This is a genomic window from Lysinibacillus fusiformis (genome assembly GCF_016925635.1).
In the GTDB taxonomy this organism is placed as follows: domain Bacteria; phylum Bacillota; class Bacilli; order Bacillales_A; family Planococcaceae; genus Lysinibacillus; species Lysinibacillus fusiformis_F.
In genome coordinates this window covers 1,744,565-1,763,037 of sequence record NZ_CP070490.1, presented here as the reverse complement: position 1 = coordinate 1,763,037, position 18,473 = coordinate 1,744,565, and the positions used below count along the sequence as shown (strand labels likewise).

At 34.4% G+C, this 18,473-nt stretch carries 19 protein-coding genes and 2 riboswitches; of the genes, 16 read left to right on the top strand and 3 right to left on the bottom strand.

The window, feature by feature from the left end:
* The first annotated feature begins 365 nt into the window (after window positions 1-365).
* The 6 genes from JTI58_RS08750 to JTI58_RS08725 all read left to right on the top strand — a co-directional run bounded on the left by JTI58_RS08750 (window position 366) and on the right by JTI58_RS08725 (window position 6,803).
* The gene (locus JTI58_RS08750) at window positions 366-884 is read left to right on the top strand and encodes a hypothetical protein (protein ID WP_205446277.1); all 519 of its coding nucleotides are present in this window, start codon (window positions 366-368) and stop codon (window positions 882-884) included.
* Window positions 885-961: 77 nt separating this feature from the next.
* On the top strand, window positions 962-2,791 hold the full coding sequence (locus JTI58_RS08745) for a DUF927 domain-containing protein (RefSeq protein WP_205446276.1): 1,830 nt from the start codon (window positions 962-964) through the stop codon (window positions 2,789-2,791).
* Window positions 2,792-2,834: 43 nt separating this feature from the next.
* The gene (locus tag JTI58_RS08740) at window positions 2,835-3,680 is read left to right on the top strand and encodes a tyrosine-type recombinase/integrase (protein WP_205446275.1); all 846 of its coding nucleotides are present in this window, start codon (window positions 2,835-2,837) and stop codon (window positions 3,678-3,680) included.
* 368 nt (window positions 3,681-4,048) lie between these two features.
* Window positions 4,049-5,689, top strand: coding sequence for a recombinase family protein (locus JTI58_RS08735; protein WP_205446274.1), 1,641 nt, complete (start codon window positions 4,049-4,051; stop codon window positions 5,687-5,689).
* Window positions 5,690-5,823: 134 nt separating this feature from the next.
* Window positions 5,824-6,093, top strand: a complete 270-nt coding sequence (locus JTI58_RS08730; RefSeq protein ID WP_205446273.1) for a Mor transcription activator family protein — start codon at window positions 5,824-5,826, stop codon at window positions 6,091-6,093.
* A 104-nt stretch (window positions 6,094-6,197) separates the two neighbouring features.
* Window positions 6,198-6,803 (top strand): TcaA NTF2-like domain-containing protein, encoded by a 606-nt coding sequence (locus tag JTI58_RS08725; RefSeq protein ID WP_205446272.1) that lies wholly within the window; start codon window positions 6,198-6,200, stop codon window positions 6,801-6,803.
* Window positions 6,804-6,937: 134 nt separating this feature from the next.
* On the opposite strand, the gene JTI58_RS08720 is transcribed toward JTI58_RS08725, so the two are convergent.
* Window positions 6,938-7,165 carry an HTH-like domain-containing protein gene (locus JTI58_RS08720; RefSeq protein ID WP_205446271.1) on the bottom strand — a complete coding sequence of 76 codons (228 nt, stop codon included), beginning with the start codon at window positions 7,163-7,165 and terminating at the stop codon, window positions 6,938-6,940.
* Between the two features lie 90 nt (window positions 7,166-7,255).
* Here JTI58_RS08720 and JTI58_RS25140 point away from each other — a divergent pair, with 90 nt between their 5' ends.
* The 3 genes from JTI58_RS25140 (at window position 7,256) to JTI58_RS08710 (ending at window position 9,939) form a co-directional block, all read left to right on the top strand.
* Window positions 7,256-7,582, top strand: coding sequence for a winged helix-turn-helix domain-containing protein (locus tag JTI58_RS25140; protein WP_347709115.1), 327 nt, complete (start codon window positions 7,256-7,258; stop codon window positions 7,580-7,582).
* Between the two features lie 70 nt (window positions 7,583-7,652).
* Window positions 7,653-8,165, top strand: coding sequence for a restriction endonuclease (locus tag JTI58_RS25135; protein WP_347709114.1), 513 nt, complete (start codon window positions 7,653-7,655; stop codon window positions 8,163-8,165).
* Between the two features lie 565 nt (window positions 8,166-8,730).
* A complete protein-coding gene (locus tag JTI58_RS08710) occupies window positions 8,731-9,939 on the top strand; it encodes an acyltransferase family protein (protein WP_205446270.1) in 1,209 nt (402 codons plus the stop codon).
* A 98-nt stretch (window positions 9,940-10,037) separates the two neighbouring features.
* On the opposite strand, the gene JTI58_RS08705 is transcribed toward JTI58_RS08710, so the two are convergent.
* Complete coding sequence (locus tag JTI58_RS08705) at window positions 10,038-10,616, bottom strand: TetR/AcrR family transcriptional regulator (protein WP_205446269.1); 579 nt, start codon at window positions 10,614-10,616, stop codon at window positions 10,038-10,040.
* 1,166 nt (window positions 10,617-11,782) lie between these two features.
* Here JTI58_RS08705 and JTI58_RS08700 point away from each other — a divergent pair.
* The 6 genes from JTI58_RS08700 to JTI58_RS08675 all read left to right on the top strand — a co-directional run bounded on the left by JTI58_RS08700 (window position 11,783) and on the right by JTI58_RS08675 (window position 15,455).
* On the top strand, window positions 11,783-11,968 hold the full coding sequence (locus JTI58_RS08700; RefSeq protein ID WP_205446268.1) for a hypothetical protein: 186 nt from the start codon (window positions 11,783-11,785) through the stop codon (window positions 11,966-11,968).
* Window positions 11,969-12,224: 256 nt separating this feature from the next.
* A riboswitch (PreQ1 riboswitch) is annotated at window positions 12,225-12,271 on the top strand.
* Between the two features lie 123 nt (window positions 12,272-12,394).
* The gene (gene queF / locus JTI58_RS08695) at window positions 12,395-12,895 is read left to right on the top strand and encodes a preQ(1) synthase (protein WP_205446267.1); all 501 of its coding nucleotides are present in this window, start codon (window positions 12,395-12,397) and stop codon (window positions 12,893-12,895) included.
* Window positions 12,896-12,918: 23 nt separating this feature from the next.
* Window positions 12,919-12,962, top strand: a riboswitch (PreQ1 riboswitch).
* 52 nt (window positions 12,963-13,014) lie between these two features.
* On the top strand, window positions 13,015-13,674 hold the full coding sequence (gene queC, locus JTI58_RS08690) for a 7-cyano-7-deazaguanine synthase QueC (RefSeq protein ID WP_205446266.1): 660 nt from the start codon (window positions 13,015-13,017) through the stop codon (window positions 13,672-13,674).
* A 3-nt stretch (window positions 13,675-13,677) separates the two neighbouring features.
* A complete protein-coding gene (gene queD / locus JTI58_RS08685) occupies window positions 13,678-14,148 on the top strand; it encodes a 6-carboxytetrahydropterin synthase QueD (RefSeq protein ID WP_205446265.1) in 471 nt (156 codons plus the stop codon).
* Window positions 14,141-14,869: a 7-carboxy-7-deazaguanine synthase QueE gene (gene queE / locus JTI58_RS08680; RefSeq protein WP_205446264.1), complete on the top strand. Its 729-nt coding sequence runs from the start codon at window positions 14,141-14,143 to the stop codon at window positions 14,867-14,869. Before queD ends, queE begins: the two co-directional genes overlap by 8 nt.
* Window positions 14,870-14,915: 46 nt before the next feature.
* Complete coding sequence (locus JTI58_RS08675) at window positions 14,916-15,455, top strand: VUT family protein (protein WP_205446263.1); 540 nt, start codon at window positions 14,916-14,918, stop codon at window positions 15,453-15,455.
* A 121-nt stretch (window positions 15,456-15,576) separates the two neighbouring features.
* On the opposite strand, the gene JTI58_RS08670 is transcribed toward JTI58_RS08675, so the two are convergent.
* Entirely contained in the window at window positions 15,577-16,767 is a 1,191-nt protein-coding gene (locus JTI58_RS08670) for an MFS transporter (RefSeq protein WP_205446262.1), read from the bottom strand.
* 236 nt (window positions 16,768-17,003) lie between these two features.
* Between JTI58_RS08670 and JTI58_RS08665 the strand changes: the two genes are divergently transcribed.
* Window positions 17,004-18,251: a TerD family protein gene (locus JTI58_RS08665; protein WP_205446261.1), complete on the top strand. Its 1,248-nt coding sequence runs from the start codon at window positions 17,004-17,006 to the stop codon at window positions 18,249-18,251.
* Window positions 18,252-18,473 lie beyond the last annotated feature (222 nt).

Here is an 18,473-nt window from a genome sequence, read left to right as displayed (position 1 = left end):
TATTTCTCATCAACGTTGATTGAATAAGTGAAAATAAGCATTAAGTAATTTATTTTTTGTAATATATGTAAAAACGGTGTCCTCGGGAGTAAAGGAGAATCGTACCTTCCCAAGCATTGCTGATTATAGATAAGTGTTTCGTACTTTCCCGAGAAAACATAAAATGATAAAAAAATGATTTTTTAAACCGTTTTTAAATGAAAGTGAGATAAAAATACTTTTTGTGTATATCTATATGCTCAGCAAACTTAATCGGAATTTGGTACTATTACTTTCAAGATTTGAATTACAAAAACCATTAAGAATTTAACTCTTCGACCTGAAGGAAATTCAGATCTTAATTCAATGAATGGAGTGATTTTAACATGATTAAGAAGCCCTTGCCTAGAAAGTTAGGAACTTTAAAAAAAGAAACGAAACAATTTTTGGATGAGGAATTAGAAGAGAGATTACCAGACAATCAAAGTAAGATGGATATGTTTGAAGAAGAATTTGGAAATGAAATGGGGGATGAAAATTTCCTTGAGGGTGTAGAGTTTGTTCAATCAGAAAGAACTTCAGCAGCACTAAATATAGTGAATAGTGAAAGTGGTAAACGAGTGACCCTATCTAAAAAGGTTCTTGCTATATTGGAAAATCCAGATGTCATTACATTAGCTATTAATAAAGAGTTAAAAATGCTAATTTTAACGCCTTGTGATATTGCTGACCAATCTGCACATGTATTAAAGGGGCATAACCAATCCATCGTATATAGCTCTAATTGTGTAAACCAATTGACACAACTTTGGAAATTGAATTTTGAGGAACGCTCATCTATGAGTATTGGGTTCGCAGAAAAAAGAATTTGTCAGGGCAAGACATATGTTGTAATAACGCAATAAACATAAAGAGAGCTAAGACTGTTACAACAATCTTAGCTCATCCGCCACATAAATTTACTTAAAAGGAGTAAATCGGAATGGTATCTACAAGAATGAAAGCAACTTTGATTGATAAGGAAAATCCAATTTTAAATCAATTTAGGAAAGAATTAACTATTCGCAAATTTATCGTGAAGAATAACTGTCTGTATCTCCTCAAAAAAAATGATGATGGAGAAGTTTCCAACGAATATGTTTGCCGTCTGATTTGGTTAAACAGAATTGTTGTGGATAAGGAAACCAATCAAGTTAAACTGGAATTAATTTACCATTATTTGCAGCGATATCATAAAATTACTATTCCTAGAAGTATGTTTGCAGATAAAAAGCTTCAAGCGTTAACAGAATTTGGCGTAGATGTCCCTATCCTAAAAGTAGGTCATATTATTAGTTTTTTATCTATGCTCGAAGACGATATGCGTGAGTCTATTGATTATTCTCATAACACTATTGGTTGGGAACAAGATGAAGCAGGTAATCTCGCTTTTAAGCATTACCACTTCATTACAGCTAGTAAACAGATATCTCAATACAATGGATTTTTAGATATAAAACCTTCTGGAACATTAGAGGGATGGATAGATTTAATGAAGGCAGAGGTACAAGGAAAAACACCATTGGAATTTGCAATGATACTTGGTTTTTCAGCACCAGTGAATGCTTTATTAGCTATGTGGTCTCCAATGGAAGTCTTAATGGTGCATATTGCTGGGGAGTCGTCTACAGGGAAAACCACATCTACACGTATTGCTGTCTCTTCGTTTGGAAAACCAGACCATAATGGATTGATTAGAAATTGGAATAGTACGGGGAATGCACAACTAAAGCTAGTTGCAGATAACTTTGGCGTTCCAATTACACTGGATGAAGCTAGCTCAAAAACGCAGGGTGATTTTACCACTATTATTTATCAGTTAGCTGAAGGACAGGACAAATCACGATTAACAAAAGAGTCGGAAATGAAGGAACAAGCAACTTGGAATACTACAATTATTTCTACTGCTGAACATAAGTTAACTGAAAAGTCAGCAAAAAATAATGGTATTACTGTTCGATTACCTGAATTTGTAAATAAAACATGGACAGAATCAGCAGACCATGCACAAGCATTAAAAGTAGGCGTTAGTGAACATTATGGGCATTCAGGTGTATTTTTTGTGAAATTTCTCTTAGCACATGCTCAACAAAAAGAAGACATTCTACAAAAGTATACAAAATGGAAAAAGGAGTTCGAAGAGAATTTCATAGTGAAAGATGAGTTCTCAGGAAGACTAGCAGAAAAGTATGCCATTATTCTGTTGACAGCAGAATTATTTAATCAATGTTTTAAACAATATCAATTGAATGTAAATTTAGAAGCATTATTTCAATTTGTACTCGAAAATGATGCAGAAACGGCTGGTACTCGAACATTAGATGCAAAAGCAATAGATGTCATTAAGCAATTTGTAGTTCGTCATCATGTGAGGTTTGAGCGAGACGGTCAAAGCCATGAGGGTCTTGAATATTATGGAACAATTAAAACGAAAGATACGTATCTTGAAGTAGGAATTCTTAAATCAACTTTAGAAACGGAGCTTAAGGCGCAGGGATTCTCAAGTTTTGATACGGTTATGAAACAACTAAAATCTAATGGATACCTTAATGCTGAACAAGGTAAACATACTCGAAAACGCAAATTAAATGGCGAGGAACGAGCAACCCTTGTGATCTTGAAATTAGATAAAGAATTATTAAGTTCTTTAAGTAATACTACTGAGGCTACACCTAAACCTAAGCCTATCAATAAAGATAGCAAATTAAGCTCTTTAGTGAATAGAAAAAGAGATACTCAAAAAGAGATTGAGGAAATGCTTGAAGATGAATGATGTGATGTTTTACAAAATAGGGTGTTTAGGAGAAAAGAATGTAATGGAATTAATACAACAATACCAATTGTATCTTTTGCATCAAAGAAAAAGTAATGAAACTATACGAAGTTATTTGAATACATGTAAGCAGTTTATAGCTTTTTTAAAGCATAAATTCGGTATTAGTACTTTTCAAAAGGTAGACAAAACCGTTAGTTGTAAGTATCTTCAACACTTAAAAGAGGTAAAACGGAATACAGGGGCTACAATAAATGTAAAAATATACGCACTACGAAGTTTTTTTGCATACCTTGTACAAGAAAAGCATGTGTCTACAAACCCTTTTGAATCTGTAGCAAAAGAGGACATCATTGAAAGAAAAGTTGGGGTTCTTTCAGAGGAAGAGTTAGCGGTCTTTATAGATGCTGTGACCCATCCACTTGTAAAGAACATACTTTACACACTGATGTACACTGGCATACGAATTAATGAGTGCCTAGGGCTAATAATCTCGGATATAGATTTCCAGCGTAATCAGCTAATTATTCGTAATGGTAAGGGGAAACATGTACGCAAGTTACCTTTACATGAAGAACTGAAAAAACGCTTAATGGTTCATATTAGTTCCTTAGATACGACACAAAAGCAATTGGATACTTTTTTATTTTCTATTTCGGCAGCTTATGTGAATAAAATAATTGCTCTTACAGTGAAAAAGTTAGCGTGGAGTCAAAGGATTACATGCCATACATTCAGACATAGTTTTGCTACTAACCTTGTTAAAAAAGGCGTGAACGTACCAACTGTTGCAGAGCTTTTAGGTCATAAAGATTATCGTGTTGTAACCAAAACATACATTCACTTAGACGAAGATGTGATGAGTGATGCGATACATCTGTTGACTTGAAACGTCCCGAATTCCCTTTTATTTTGAAGAGTGCATTCGATATTCATTTCTTAGAGTGTTGATTTGTACAATTATCTTTTTTTTCCCGATTTCCCACTTTTTTTGATGTGAGAGATAGATATTTTTTTAGTTGAGTTGGTCTTGTTTTTTGGAAGTTCACTCTTGAAAAAATTTTTGGGAAACTGGGAATTTTAGTTCGGATTGAAAAATGATTATAAATATATATTATCAATGAGTATTACCGAGAAAACTATTTCAGAAAATTGTTCACAAGGAGTGCATGATGATGGAATCAACTAATGAAGTACTACTCATTATTGCAGAAATGTGCCAAAACTATATGACTAATCAAGGAGATGAAAAAGAAGATGAGCCAACAAGTGAGTCCTAAAAAAGTAGCAATTTATGCTCGTGTTTCAACGACAGAGCAGGCTGAGGAAGGATATAGTATTGATGAACAAATACGTGTGCTCAAAGAGTTTTGTGAGAAGGAGGGCTATGGTGTCTATGATGAATATGTAGATCGGGGGATTAGTGGGAAAAACATTACAGGACGACCAGCTATTAAGAGATTACTAGCTGATGCAGAACAGAAGAAATTTGATATAGTGCTTGTTTGGAAGATGAATCGTCTCGCTCGTAAAAGTTTAGACTTGATGAACATTGTCGAACAACTCAATAGCAAAAACATAGCATTTCGTTCTTATACAGAGAAGTATGAAACAGAAACACCTACAGGAAAATTGCATTTTCAGATGATGGCTGCTATTGCTGAGTATGAACGTAACAACATAGCCGAAAATGTCAAAATGGGAATGATTGCTCGTGCCAAGGATGGACAATGGAATGGTGGCCAGGTAATGGGCTACGATGTGGTAGAAAAAGATAGTGAGAACAAAAAGCGAAAACAGACAGGTTTACAAATTAATGAGCAAGAGGCAAAGATTATACGCTTAATTTTTCAAATGTATACAACAGGTCATGGTTATAAGGCTATTGCCAATAAAATAAATCAGGATGGATATCGAACAAAAAAGAATAAGACCTTTTCATTGAATGCAATTAAAACTATCGTAACAAATCCCGTATATGCTGGCTATATTCGCTATAATGTTCGAAGAGATTGGAATGAAAAGCGTCGTAACAATATCAATCCGAATCCAATCATTGTGAAAGGTGAGCATCCATCCATTATTTCCGAGGAAACATGGAAAATAGCGCAAAAGGTTTACAAAGAGCGTTCCTGTAAACCCAATCGAATTCATGAGGGTGTGTTTCCCCTCACAGGTATTATGCGCTGTCCACAGTGTGGTGCAGGAATGGTGATAGGACGTACAACAAATCGAACAAAATCTGGTGTGAAACGTGTCCTAGAGTATTATGTTTGTGGTGCATGGAAGAATAAAGGAACAGTTGCTTGTCGTTCCAATGCAGTACGTACTGAATATGCGGATGATTATGTGTTGAATAAACTGGAAGCATTAATGAAAAGCGAGCATTTGACGAAAAAATTAGTGGATAACATTAATACAAAGCAACAATCGTTAGTTGCCCCTTTACAGCGAGAATATGAGCAATACCTACAGGAGTTAGAGCGCTATAAGAAAAAGTCAGTCAAATTGTTAGATGCTTTTACAGATGAAGTGATTTCCAAAGAGGTGTTCCAACGAAAATCACGAAGTATAGAAGAAACCATGACCAATCTGAAAGCACAAATGGAGCCACTTCAAGCACAAATGCAATCGACAGTGTCGAGTGAAGTCACCTATGAAAAAATCCGTGCGATCATGAGGAATTTCCATCAAGCTTTTACACAAGCATTGACAAGGGAGCAAAGAAAAAGATTATTGCATTTATTGATTCATCAAATCACTATTGATGAAAGTCGGGAAATTGAAAGCATCCAAATCAAGCTAAATGATGAAGTATTGGAAGAGTTACAACTAGGAGTGGGAGAAATGTCCGAGGACATTTCTTCTACTCCTTTTTCTGTTTTAGTGGCGATTTAGAGTTATTCGTTTTAATGGAACTATAGGTAAAAACAAAGTGGATTTTTATTGTGAAAAGCCATTAGATAGTCAAAGTGCTTGTCACATTTAAAAATGTCATATTTATAACAACAAAAAAGAGAAAGGAGATAACAATGGATACGAGTAGGTTGGATAGTTCATGTTTTAATGGGGCATATAAGGAGTTTATAGAATTGATTGGGCATCAAAATACCTTGTTGGTACATAGCTATTTTGCTGGTCAATATGTAACCTTTCCGAAAAGATTATTATCTGAACAGTATTTATATGAACAAATAGTAAAGGAATACGATGGTACAAATGCTAAAGAATTAGCAAGAAAATATGATTATTCTTATAGTTGGGTTAGGAAGATAATAAAAAATAAGACAATTTGTAAATAAGGATAGCATAACTTTTAAGTAATTTATTACCATTACGTTAATAGTTGGGTATTGTAATTTTAATGCTGGACAGTGTATATATCTAATAAATAGGAGAGCTTTTTATGAAGAAAATTGTCACTTTAGTTATGTTAACTTTAATGCTTGTTGCTTGTGGAAATGAAAAGGAATCAGAAACAGATGCAACCTACGGTACTCATCTTGTTGAGGAAGATGATAATATTACTTTTTACGAAGAGCCTGTCGAGGAAATGAAACGCCATAATGATGATGTTAATGATAATGAAAGTAAGTTAGATGACACACAGAGTGTTCAAGCTGATTTAGATACAGTACCTGTTTTAGGTGCATTTAACACAACAGAATCAGCAAGAGAGCAGATAAGTTATTTAATTTCCGCCTACCTAGAGGTTTATACAACAGAGCAGGTGTTACAGCTTATAAACTATATACATTCATCTTCTCCATTCTATCAAGAGCAAGTTAGTTATATGGAGTCTATAAATAAACAGGGTATAGATATTCAATTGATTGATTACTCCATTATTTCGATGGAGCAAGTTGTAGAGCATAGGTACGAAGTAAGTTTAGAGGAGCATTACACAATAGACAATCCTGAAAAGGGAATTAAAGATGTGCAACAAAATAGCAAATATACAATAGAATTAATTGATGGTGAGTTCTATATTACAGGGTTAGAGATACTATAATTAAAAATGAAGGGAGCGAACTACACTTGCTCCTTCAACTCCTAAAGATAAATAAATGGAGAATTAAAATAAGGAGCAGAAGACTTGTCTATAGATGAGCCTTCCACTCCCTTTCTATTTTAGTAGCAATTTAATTACTCAGTATATGAGACATACTTAGACAATTTAATCCCCTTTTGTACTTCCGTTTTATATGAATCATTTAACCCAGAAGCTTTTATAATTTCTCCAGCACTATATTTATTCTTAAGTAAAGTGGAACCGTATTTTATTCCAAAAAGATGAATGAATGTAACTTTTTCGTTTTCGGGTGCTGAATGGTACATCCTTTTAAGTTCACTACCTAATTCACTTATTGTCATAGAGACTTACCCCCCTAATTATTATTCCTTCTATAAAAATATTAACATATTTTGTTATACTTAGAATAGTTAAGTATGGGAGGTATTTTTATGGCGGTTCCAGGCTATCAGGATTTTATGTATCCGTTTTTAAAACAATTAGAAGATAGAAAAGAGTATAATTTACAAGATTTATATATTATATTAGCCACCCATTTTAAATTGACTGAGGAAGATGTTGCTGAAATACTGCCTAGTGGTAAGCAAACATTATTAGTTAATCGAGTAGGTTGGGCAAGAACTTATTTGAAAAAAGCAGGATTAATAAAAGGTGTAAAACGAGCAGTTTTTCAAATTACAGATGAGGGATTAAAAGTTCTTAATGATTCCAGTATAACTAGAATAGATAGAAAATTCTTAAAGATATCCGAGTTTTAATGAGTTTATTAATAAGGGGTCAGATAATAGCCCAGATACAATACCTGAAAATATAGAAGATAAGACACCATTGGAACTAATCGGAGAAAACTATACTATTCTGAAAAATGAGCTTCAAGATTTATTGTTAGAAAAAATACTTAGTTGCTCACCAAGCTTTTTTGAAAGATTAATTGTAGATTTAATGGTAGCTATGGGATATGGAGGGTCTGTTAAAGACGCTGGAAGAGCTATTGGAAAAACGAATGATGAAGGTATAGATGGTATTATAAAAGAAGATGTTTTAGGGTTAGATATGATTTATCTTCAAGCTAAAAGATGGAAAAAGGATGCTACAGTATCTCGTCCAGATATTCAAACTTTTGTGGGTAGCCTTGTAGGAAAGCAAGCCTCAAAAGGTATTTTTATTACTACTGCAAAATTTTCTAAAGGTGCCATTCAATATGCTAACTCTATTGATAAAAGAGTGATCCTTATTGATGGAGAGCAATTAACGGACCTGATGTTTAAATATAATGTAGGAGTGAGTAACGAGGAAGTTTTTGTTACAAAAAAAGTTGATTTGGATTTCTTTGAGGAATAAGACCTCACTTAGCCACATCACGGAGAACCATATCATAAATAAGTGCGGTTTTTGAATAAATCACTAATCATATTGATAATGATATGATTAGTGATTTATTTTGCTTCATAATTAATAGAGAAAGGTACATTGTTTGCAGCTGTATAATGAGGGGGCACTAATAATCCTAAATTAAATTCATTTAAATAAAAAGTTCAGTTTTGCGGAGAATATAAGTTATTACAATTTAATAAATAACAATAAAAGCGAGTGACTTTTTTGCCAATTAGAAGGTTAGTAGAATAGAAGGGTACGGACAATGATATTTTTTTACGTTTTAAAGGACCCATAACTGCTAGAATTTCCAGTTACAGTCTGCTCCTTTTTTATTTTGCACTAAACATTTTATATTAAAGTGAACTTCAACATAATTAACCATATATAAATTGACCCGTAGTCATAAATAATAATTGTAAAATAAATATTCTAAAATTTAATCAATAATATAATAAGATAAATATTGACCGTGAGTCTAAAAAGTATTATAAATAGTTTAGTAGTTATTTCCAAAAAGGGGAAATGTGAGTTGTCTAATACACGTATTCATTTTATGGATTTTTTAAAAGTGTTTCTTTCTTGCACTGTAATTGTCCACCATGCAGGTCAACCTTATGGTGGGGCAAATGGTTTTTGGTATGTACGAGATTTGGGTGTCGATTCTGACTTGGGCGTTTTTTTTGGGATAAACTCTGCCTTTAATATGAGTCTTTATTTTTTTCTTTCTGCTTATTTTATTCCTCTTGCGTATAAACACAAAGGGAATATAGGTTTTTTGAAAGATCGGTTGAAGAGAATTGGTATACCTTTATTATTTGGATTTATAGTAATAATTCCTTTAATAATGTACTTTTATTATAATGAATTTCGTGGTTACCCTAACCTATCGTTATATGAATACTATAAAAATATTTATTTAGGATTTGGTGAAAAACCATTAAATTGGGCAGGACCATCTTGGCCAGACCTAAATTTTGGCCATCTTTGGTTTATTGAACATCTTCTTATTTATTCACTGATATATCTATTATTAATGAATCTTTTTAAAAATATTAATTTACCAAAAATTTCAATTTCCCCAACACATAAACATATTTTTATATTTGTTATTATCGTATCGTTAATTACTTTTTTAGTTCGAACAAGTTATTCGATTGATGAATGGATTGGTGTACTAGGTTTTATCCAAATGGAGTATGCACACTTTCCTCAATATTTAGCATTTGTAGTTTTAGGAATAACAGCTGCTAATAGTAACTGGATTTATCATATCCCTAAAAGTGTTGGTAATTTATGGTTATTTATAGGGGTTTTATTAATTGTTTTAAATGTTATTGGGTTTGTACCACATTCAAGGGGTGGATGGGATAGTAGTTCACTTATTTATGCAATCTATGAGACCTTTTTATGTACAGGACTTTCAATTGGTTTAATTGAATTATTTCAACGTAAATTAAATAGAGAATCAAAATGGATGGAGATTCTAGCCAAAAATTCCTTTTGTGTTTATATAATTCATATTCCGGTTTTAATTGGAATTCAATATATTTTAATTAGTGTACCTGTTTCAGGCTATATAAAATTTGTATTAGCATCACTATTGGGGATTGTATTTAGCCATTTAATATCGTATTTTATTATTCGAAAATTACCGGTTATTAGTCTACTATTCTCTGGTACAAATCATAGACGTTCTCAAAGTTTAGTCGATAAATTTAATAAGAAGAGTATATATTAGTTCTCTGCTTGTCTCCAATTCTCTCTTTGACAACATACCTGCGAGTTTTTATAACCCAGGCTATTCTCGCAGGATTACTTTGGATATCAACAGGATCTTTATGAAGATATTCCTTTAAAGAAAACATCAAAACTCATCATAAGTTGTGTAATAAGATCATCTTCGCCTCCACCAAGACACCAGTGGGTTAATACACCAATAAACATTTGAATAGTTAAGTCTGCCAGTGTTTCAGGGGGTAATTTTTGTGTAAATTCCCCCGTTTCTTGTCCATGTTTAAAAATTGGTATCAATAAAGCACGAAGATTATTCATATTATCTATGTGATTATTTAAATTATTAGCACTTGAGAGAGTTGCCATTAAAGTTGCTCTTCTTAATGACCTTGTATAGTTTAAATTATGTACGATATTAATTAACGAAGAGAGTAGTTTAGGCACAACTGGACTTGTGATATTCATTAATTTTTCAGCTTCCGAATAGATTGAAATTCTTTCGAAATCTTCTATGACTGCCTCTTTTGTAGGAAAATAATTAAAAAAAGTTCCCTTAGAAACTCCAACTAATTTCACAATATCTTCAACCTTTGTCGACTCATATCCATTTTCTGAAAATAATTTGAAAGCGGCGTTTGTTATAGCTAATTTAGTTTGTCTTTTCTTTTCTTCCCTTCCCAAATTTATTCACTCCATTTCTTACAATAACGTTATTATTAATTCTACTATAAATAACTGTTTAAAAAGTAATTATTGTTTTAATAATACGTATTAAGAAAAACAGACAGCTAATATTGATATGCTCCCAATTAGGTAGACAAATAAAAAATTCATCTTATCTAATTGGGGGCATTTTTGTATGGCCTTTTATAAACATCCCGAAGAATTAATGTTACCTATTGTTCATTTATATCAAGACACTAGCGTTGCATTAAAATAGCTTAGGTTTTAATTTGAGTCTGAATTTTTTGTAAAAGTTTATGGATTTTCCTAAGGAACTTTTGAGCATTCAGCAATTTACAGGGAGTGACAGCATCCTAAATCTTCGAATACTTAGCTACATATGAATGAATATAATATACTCAAAAAGAAGTTTATTTGATCCTGTGGCGCTACCACCAGGTAGTGTGACTGCTTCTTGCGTTAACTAATAGACATCCCCCATAACCTCTGAGGATACTCCTCTAGCTTTTAATTCTCCAAGGTTCGAGTTGCTTTTTTTTAATCCTCTATCTACGGTTATAGTTTCTCTTTTCAAATATGCATTAAGAAAAAGATTAAAACATATTTTGTCATAGTCTTTTCCTTATACCCACTTATCAATGTGGCGTCATGCTTCGAAGATATTTTCCATGATTTTGCAGGGGATCCAAATAGCCTCACTTCTTTAGTTCGACCCGTTCAGCTACCACATTCAATACACAGATAGATGCGGCTCCTAACTATTACTTCCTTATGAGTGACACACAGCACTCCGTTTGTCTCGAATGCATGCTACATAAATAATGGCACTTAAAGTATTAAATATATATATAGTTTACGTTTAATCTTTGTGATATTTAGGGTGTTTTTGGGAAAAATGTTTATATAAATTGCAGTTAATCAATACAAATCAGATCGGTTACATTTGCTTCATACAAATGTGCCTGTTTTTTTAAAAACTACCTTTACTTATGATTAGGTTCACCGTAATGTATCTAAATGAGGTTTATTCTTCTTTTCGACAGTAAAAAAAACAGAGAGGCTTTCCAAAATACTAGAACAGCTTCCGATGCTCAAGTATTTTGTAGTTCCAAACTATTTTAAAGTTGTAATTCCTCAAGTTATAGACAAAAAGGATGAATATAATGAAATATAATAAATCAATTATGCTAAAGCTAATCAATGAACATCGAACATTGCATGATGAATTAAAAAAGCTAAAATCTGAAATGGGTTTAGAGAAAAATTTTGCAGTAAAGGCATTGTATCATTCATATGTTGCAGAGGATGGTCCTTATATGAAAGAATATCAGGATTTAGAGCGATTATAAATCGGGGTGCTACTAACAAATGGTTAGCAGGATAAGTGGAAATCTTTAGTTTAAATGATTCAAGAATTTCGGAAACATTTTTCTATTTTCATTAAAACCACACTTTATTATGATACAGTTCTTCGTGACTAGTCTAAGTGCAGTTTTCATATTGCTTGTAAGTCGTATTCCATAGGGTAAGATTTTATAAAAAAATGTATTTGACGTGCTGTACTATTTTTTGTACGATATTGAAGAAAAGAATGCCCGGACTAGAACGGGAGAGGTTCATAGCTGATACCCTCTATAAAAAACTATGGAAACATGACAATATGCCATGTCCATATCGGACGTGGCTTTTTTATGTTTTACTTATGTTTTAATAGACTGATTGGTGATGCCTCTCTTGAAAAGTGTTGGGAAACATTTTTACAAGGAGGTTTTTTTATGTCTGGCAGAAGTCATGAAGAAGGATTAAAGGATTTAACCCTATTAGGTAATCAAGGTACAAAGTATTCCTATGATTATGCACCTGAGGTATTAGAGGCAGTGGATAATCTACATGCCAATCGAGATTATTTCGTTAAGTTTAATTGTCCCGAGTTCACTAGTTTATGCCCGCTGACAAATCAGCCGGATTTTGCCACGATGTACATCTCGTATATCCCGGATAAAAAAATTGTTGAGAGTAAATCACTAAAATTGTATTTATTCAGTTTTAGAAATCACGGCGATTTCCATGAAGATTGCGTCAATATCATTATGAATGATTTAATTGCATTGCTTGATCCACGATATATTGAGGTTTGGGGGAAATTTACTCCACGTGGGGGTATCTCGATCGATCCATGGTGTAACTATGGGAAGCCAGGAACGAAATATGAAGAAATCGCCAAATATCGTTTAATGAACCACGATCTTAATCCAGAAAAAATTGATAATCGATAAATGAAGATTTGAATAGTTCAATCAAGAAAGAGGTTTTTAGCTACCCTCTTTAAAAAACTAAGAAGAAAGCAGCACTTTTTCTTAGAGTGCTGTTTTTTTGATATAAGGGAGTTTTATAGATGAAGCAGGAAAAAGCAATTGTTGTATTTAGTGGAGGTCAGGACAGTACAACTTGTTTGTTTTGGGCAAAAGAACGTTTTGAAGAGGTTGAGGCAGTCACTTTTGATTATGGTCAAAGGCATCGTCTTGAAATAGAATGTGCAAAAGAGATAGCGAGTGAACTTGGAATCAGGCATCATATGCTTGATATGTCACTCCTGAACCAGCTTGCTCCGAATGCTTTGACACGACAAGATATTAAAGTAGAAGACGGAGATAATGGTGAGCTGCCATCGACTTTTGTTCCTGGTCGAAATCTTCTCTTTCTTTCATTTGCAGGTGTTTTAGCGAGTCAAATAGGAGCTAAGCATATCGTGACTGGCGTTTGTGAAACAGATTTTAGCGGATATCCAGATTGCCGAGATGTTTTTATTAAATCCTTGAATGTAACGTTAAATTTATCGATGGATGATTCTTTTGTAATTGATACACCGTTGATGTGGCTGAATAAGGCACAGACATGGGAGCTTGCTGATCAGTTCGGGGCATTGGATTTTGTTCGAGAAAGAACGTTGACTTGCTATAACGGTGTCATAGCTGATGGTTGCGGTGAATGCCCAGCATGTAAACTACGAAAAAAAGGACTTGATGAGTATTTGCGTTATAGGAAGGAGTCTTAAAGCATGTCAGATTTTAAAATCGTCGAGAGACTCCAAAAAATTGATGTGGATATTCAAAAAAATCAATTGAACTATCATGCAAAGCGTGTTCTCGTAAGCAAGGAATTTACCTTCGATGCTGCTCATCATTTACATGATTATGAAGGGAAATGTAAAAATCTGCACGGTCATACCTATCGTGTAGTATTAGGGCTGAGTGGCTACACAGATGAACGTGGTTTGCTGATTGATTTTGGCGATATAAAAGAAATATGGAAACAAAAAATAGAGATTCATTTAGATCACCGTTATTTAAATGAAACACTTCCACCTATGAATACGACGGCAGAGAATATAGTTGTGTGGATTTACGAAAAGTTGACAGTGGCCTTGCTTGATGAAGGATATAACGGTGCGCGTGTAGAGTTTATTAAACTTTATGAAACTCCGACAAGCTATGCAGAAGCGAGACGGGAGTGGATGGAAGTTGAGTAAGATACCTGTGATCGAAATCTTTGGACCGACAATTCAAGGTGAGGGAATGGTCGTTGGCCAGAAGACCATGTTTGTGAGAACTGCTGGATGTGATTACTCCTGTTCTTGGTGTGATTCATCGTTTACGTGGGATGGCAGTGGAAAGCATCTTATTGTCCAAATGACAGCGGAAGAGATTTGGTCTGAGTTGAAACGTCTGGGGGGCAATGGTTTTTCATTTGTCACGATTTCAGGAGGCAATCCTGCACTCAATCCGCATTTAGCAGAGCTCATTGCCATTTTAAAAGGAAATGGCATAAAAATCGGGGTGGAGACACAGGGGAGTAGGTGGCAGAAATGGATGTATGAGGTTGATGAGCTGACAATTTCACCAAAGCCACCTAGTTCTGGAATGACCACAGACTATTCGGTGCTTTCTTATATCTTTGAAAAACTTAAAGATCGAAACAGCAATCACCATGTATCCCTCAAAATAGTCGTTTTTAATCAAGAGGATTACGATTATGCTAAACAAATTCACCATCGATATCCAATGATTCCTTTTTATCTTCAAGTCGGCAATGATGATCTTACGACAACTGATAATTCACAATTAATTATGCATTTATTGGATAAATATCATGCGCTGATTGATAGAGTAATGAAGGATGAAGAATTAAGAGATGTTAAAGTACTGCCACAGTTACATGCCCTTGTTTGGGGGAATAAAAGAGGTGTATAGTGTGCCATTACAAAAAAGCTTTTAAATTTACTTGAGGAGTAATAGTATGAGCGTATTATTTTATTTATTATCTATTGTTATCGCTAATGTGGTAACGGCAGCATTTGCACCATTGCACTTTGGTATGTTTATTGTTCCAATGGGGACACTTTTAATTGGGGTGACCTTTATTTTTCGTGACCTAGTACAAAATAAATATGGTAGAGCAAAAACGTATTTATTTATTATTACAGCTTTAATTTTATCAGCAGTGGTATCATTCCTACTGGGAGATACACTTTTGATTGTAGTAGCATCAGCGCTATCGTTTATTGTCGCTGAAACGGCTGATACAGAAATCTATACTCGATTAAAATTACCAATGGCTTGGCGTGTGTTCTACAGTGGAATTGTTGGAGGCTTTCTAGATTCTGCAATTTTCGTAGTAATCGGCTTAAGTCCACTTGGCGCCAATATATTGCCATGGGAAGCGGTACCTGCCGCTATTTTGGGGCAAATTATTGTGAAGACGATTATTCAAATGGTTGGTGCAATCATTTTAAATAAAGTTGGACCAATGAAAGAAAAACATCTCATTTCAGGATAATTCTTTGAAATAGCCTTCCTTATTATGAAGATTCGTATCACAAGTAATTGTTTTAATAACAGGCCCATTCACTTTATGCGAATGGGTCTGTTTGATTTATATTCTTACTAAAGTGCATTTTTTATGCCATTTTCTTTTGTTTATGATCTAAATGATAACTAAAAAAAGTTAGCAGACTGGCACAGACGGCAACTATACCACCGACCCAAGTGACATTCATCAAATTTCCTTGATGATACACAATTCCGCCTAATGCAGACCCAAAAGCGATGCCTACGTTACTTGCCACTGGCATAAGAGAAGCAGCGAGTCCTTTAGCATCTGGTTTATAAATTTCGGCCAAATCTATTAAATAAAGCTGAGTAGATGTTGTTAAGAGGATGGCCATTAGTGACATTAATCCGATGTTTGCTAGTCCTAAAATAAAATGATTTGTCGTCCAAAATAAAGTTGTCAGTACAATTGCTTGGACGAGAAAAACAAACCGAAGTCGACCTATGGCATTGTGACTGGCAATTTTACTGGCAAGAATGTTGCTGAAAATCGAAAGAAACCCGTAACCGAATAAGATTAAACTAATAGAATTATTTGGTGCACCCATCCCCTTTAAAATTGGAACAAGGTACGTAAAGACTGCATAGGTTGCACCAAACCCAAGTGCAGGAATGAAAAAGGCAATTAAAATTCGTGGCTGGATTAGTAAAGAAAATTGATCGCGTATCGAGCTTCGTACTTGGCTGAGTCGAGTAGGTAAGACAAAAAAAGATGCCGCAAACGCCAACCCTCCGAGAAGAGTGGTTAACATAAAAGTGGCATTCCAGCCGTACCATTCGGCGATAACAATTCCAATGGGTACGCCAACTACATTTGCCAGTGTAAAACCACCGAAAACGAATGATATAGCAAGGCCGCGTTTGTTAGTCGGCATGGTTTCGCTCGCAACAATCATAGCTAGAGAGATCAATACGCCTGTTACAATCGCTGTCATAACCCGAAGTATAAGGAGCATACTATAGCTCGTTGAAATTACGCACAGAGCATTTAATGCAATGAAGGAACCTATCAAAAACAGCATCCATTTACGCTTTGGAAAATGGCTTGTTGCTGACATCACGAGTGGTGTGGCGATGGCAAATGTAATAGCAAACGCAGAAACGAGTGTGCCTGCTTTTGCATTTGTCATATGAAGGCTTGAAGAAATATCAGTTAAGATCCCGACAATAACAAATTCGCTTGTCCCAAGAACAAATGTTAATAATGCTAGTGTTAAGATAAGTAACCAATGTCGCTTGGATAACTGTGTATGATGCATAAATACCTCTTTCTTAGATGAATGTAACTGTGTTACTTAGTAGACACAATTTAAACATCATAGCATAAAATGTTTTTATGAGAAATTAGATTGGTTTTCCTTATATGTTGTCAGTATTTGTTTCCAACGATTCCCCTTAAGAAGGATTTTGTAAATATTACTCGAATTTTCTATTGGAAGATTAACTTTAAAATTGTTTGATGTGTATAAATAATAAGGGGAAAAGGGGGATTCACATGATTCAATTCCTTCAGATGGGAGAAAATACAGTTATAAGTTCCCAAAAAGGTAGTGTTACTATTAGCTACGAAATGTCTAATTTGGTCGATATTTCGTTAACTGCATTTCTTTTAACGGATGCAAACAAGGTACAAGGAGATAACGGAATTATATTTTATAATCAACCAACTAGCATATCTGGTGCAGCTACCCTGATACCATCTGAGAATGTAGGGAATATAAAAATACATAAAATGAATTTTGACATGAGTAAAATTCCTGAAGGTATTACTAAAATAGCAATAACACTTACAGAAGATAATAGCCGAGGTTTTTCAAATGTGAAAAATTTAAAGGCAGAGATATGTACTGATAGCACTGTTATCGATTTAGCGCCATCTAAGTTCGCAAATGAGAATGGAATAGTAGTATTAGAATTATATCTAAGGAATAGTCAGACAAAGGTGAGATCTATTTGGCGTGGATTTGATTCTGGGTTAGAGGGGTTATGTGAAAATTACGGTGTTGAAGTTGAACCTGATGAACAAAACAAGCTTTCTGAATCTACAACTATAAAAAAACAAACACCGAGAGAACCTGATAAATCACTAACTGTTCAGGAAAATACAAATAGACAAACCATGTTGTCACCGATAAATCTTGAAAAGGTAAAGGGGAATGTCAGTCTTACCAAAGGTCAAAAGCCAGTTATCATTGATAAAACGCCTGAAATTACTGCTACGGTATCTTGGAAAACTGGTACTGACTACGATATATATGCTTTAGTCTATACAAAGGATGGTCAGCAGATCGATGTAGCTATGTTTGGGGCGAAAAAAACACCTCCACTGAGGAGTTTTGGCAATGGAGTAGTCGAACACATGGGGGATGTTGGGAGAGCTGGTGGATCCACGAAAACTGAAGTAATCAAATTGAGACTAAATAATAATGTTCTAGCAGTTGTTCCTGTCGTTTACTCCGCTCAATCAAATGGCACAGGCTCATTCTACAGATATAAGGTGTCCATGAGTATAGATAATCATAATGGAACCTCCGTTACTATTTTCGCTAAAAATGCCAATAATAATGATAGAATTTATTCCTGTGTGCCTGGAATACTTCATAATACTCCGGATGGCGTGATTATCAGTCCATTAGAGCTTTATAGTGAACCGAATTCAGAACGTAGACCTAAACTGAAGATGGGGTCTTCTAATATGGTAGAAGTTCTAATGGATAAAGGCCCAATAAATGATTACAAGTAAAAGCAAATAAAAGGGAGATTGGCTATAGCCAATCTCCCTTAGTGTTGAAAAACAAAACCATCAATAGAATTTTTGTGAAAGGTGAAAATGGTTTCCGTTGCAGGCTACTTGCTTTCCTGTGGGCGAGCGCCGAGCCGCTTCCTCCGCTCCCGCTCCGTTTAGTGGCTCGCCTGTCTCGCTATCCCACGGGAGTCAAGTAGCCATAGCCGTGTCCTTAGTGAT

Excerpts from the sequence above, each read along its gene's own strand:
- JTI58_RS08665 (WP_205446261.1), top strand. The coding sequence starts at position 17,004 with ATGATTCAATTCCTTCAGATGGGAGAAAATACAGTTATAAGTTCCCAA.
- JTI58_RS08720 (WP_205446271.1), bottom strand. The coding sequence starts at position 7,165 with ATGACAATAAGTGAATTAGGTAGTGAACTTAAAAGGATGTACCATTCA.
- JTI58_RS25140 (WP_347709115.1), top strand. The coding sequence starts at position 7,256 with ATGGCGGTTCCAGGCTATCAGGATTTTATGTATCCGTTTTTAAAACAA.
- JTI58_RS08700 (WP_205446268.1), top strand. The coding sequence starts at position 11,783 with ATGAAATATAATAAATCAATTATGCTAAAGCTAATCAATGAACATCGA.
- JTI58_RS08750 (WP_205446277.1), top strand. The coding sequence starts at position 366 with ATGATTAAGAAGCCCTTGCCTAGAAAGTTAGGAACTTTAAAAAAAGAA.
- JTI58_RS08735 (WP_205446274.1), top strand. The coding sequence starts at position 4,049 with ATGAGCCAACAAGTGAGTCCTAAAAAAGTAGCAATTTATGCTCGTGTT.
- JTI58_RS08740 (WP_205446275.1), top strand. The coding sequence starts at position 2,835 with ATGGAATTAATACAACAATACCAATTGTATCTTTTGCATCAAAGAAAA.
- JTI58_RS08725 (WP_205446272.1), top strand. The coding sequence starts at position 6,198 with ATGAAGAAAATTGTCACTTTAGTTATGTTAACTTTAATGCTTGTTGCT.
- queF (WP_205446267.1), top strand. The coding sequence starts at position 12,395 with ATGTCTGGCAGAAGTCATGAAGAAGGATTAAAGGATTTAACCCTATTA.
- JTI58_RS08730 (WP_205446273.1), top strand. The coding sequence starts at position 5,824 with ATGGATACGAGTAGGTTGGATAGTTCATGTTTTAATGGGGCATATAAG.
- JTI58_RS08745 (WP_205446276.1), top strand. The coding sequence starts at position 962 with ATGGTATCTACAAGAATGAAAGCAACTTTGATTGATAAGGAAAATCCA.
- JTI58_RS08670 (WP_205446262.1), bottom strand. The coding sequence starts at position 16,767 with ATGCATCATACACAGTTATCCAAGCGACATTGGTTACTTATCTTAACA.
- JTI58_RS08675 (WP_205446263.1), top strand. The coding sequence starts at position 14,916 with ATGAGCGTATTATTTTATTTATTATCTATTGTTATCGCTAATGTGGTA.
- queD (WP_205446265.1), top strand. The coding sequence starts at position 13,678 with ATGTCAGATTTTAAAATCGTCGAGAGACTCCAAAAAATTGATGTGGAT.
- queC (WP_205446266.1), top strand. The coding sequence starts at position 13,015 with ATGAAGCAGGAAAAAGCAATTGTTGTATTTAGTGGAGGTCAGGACAGT.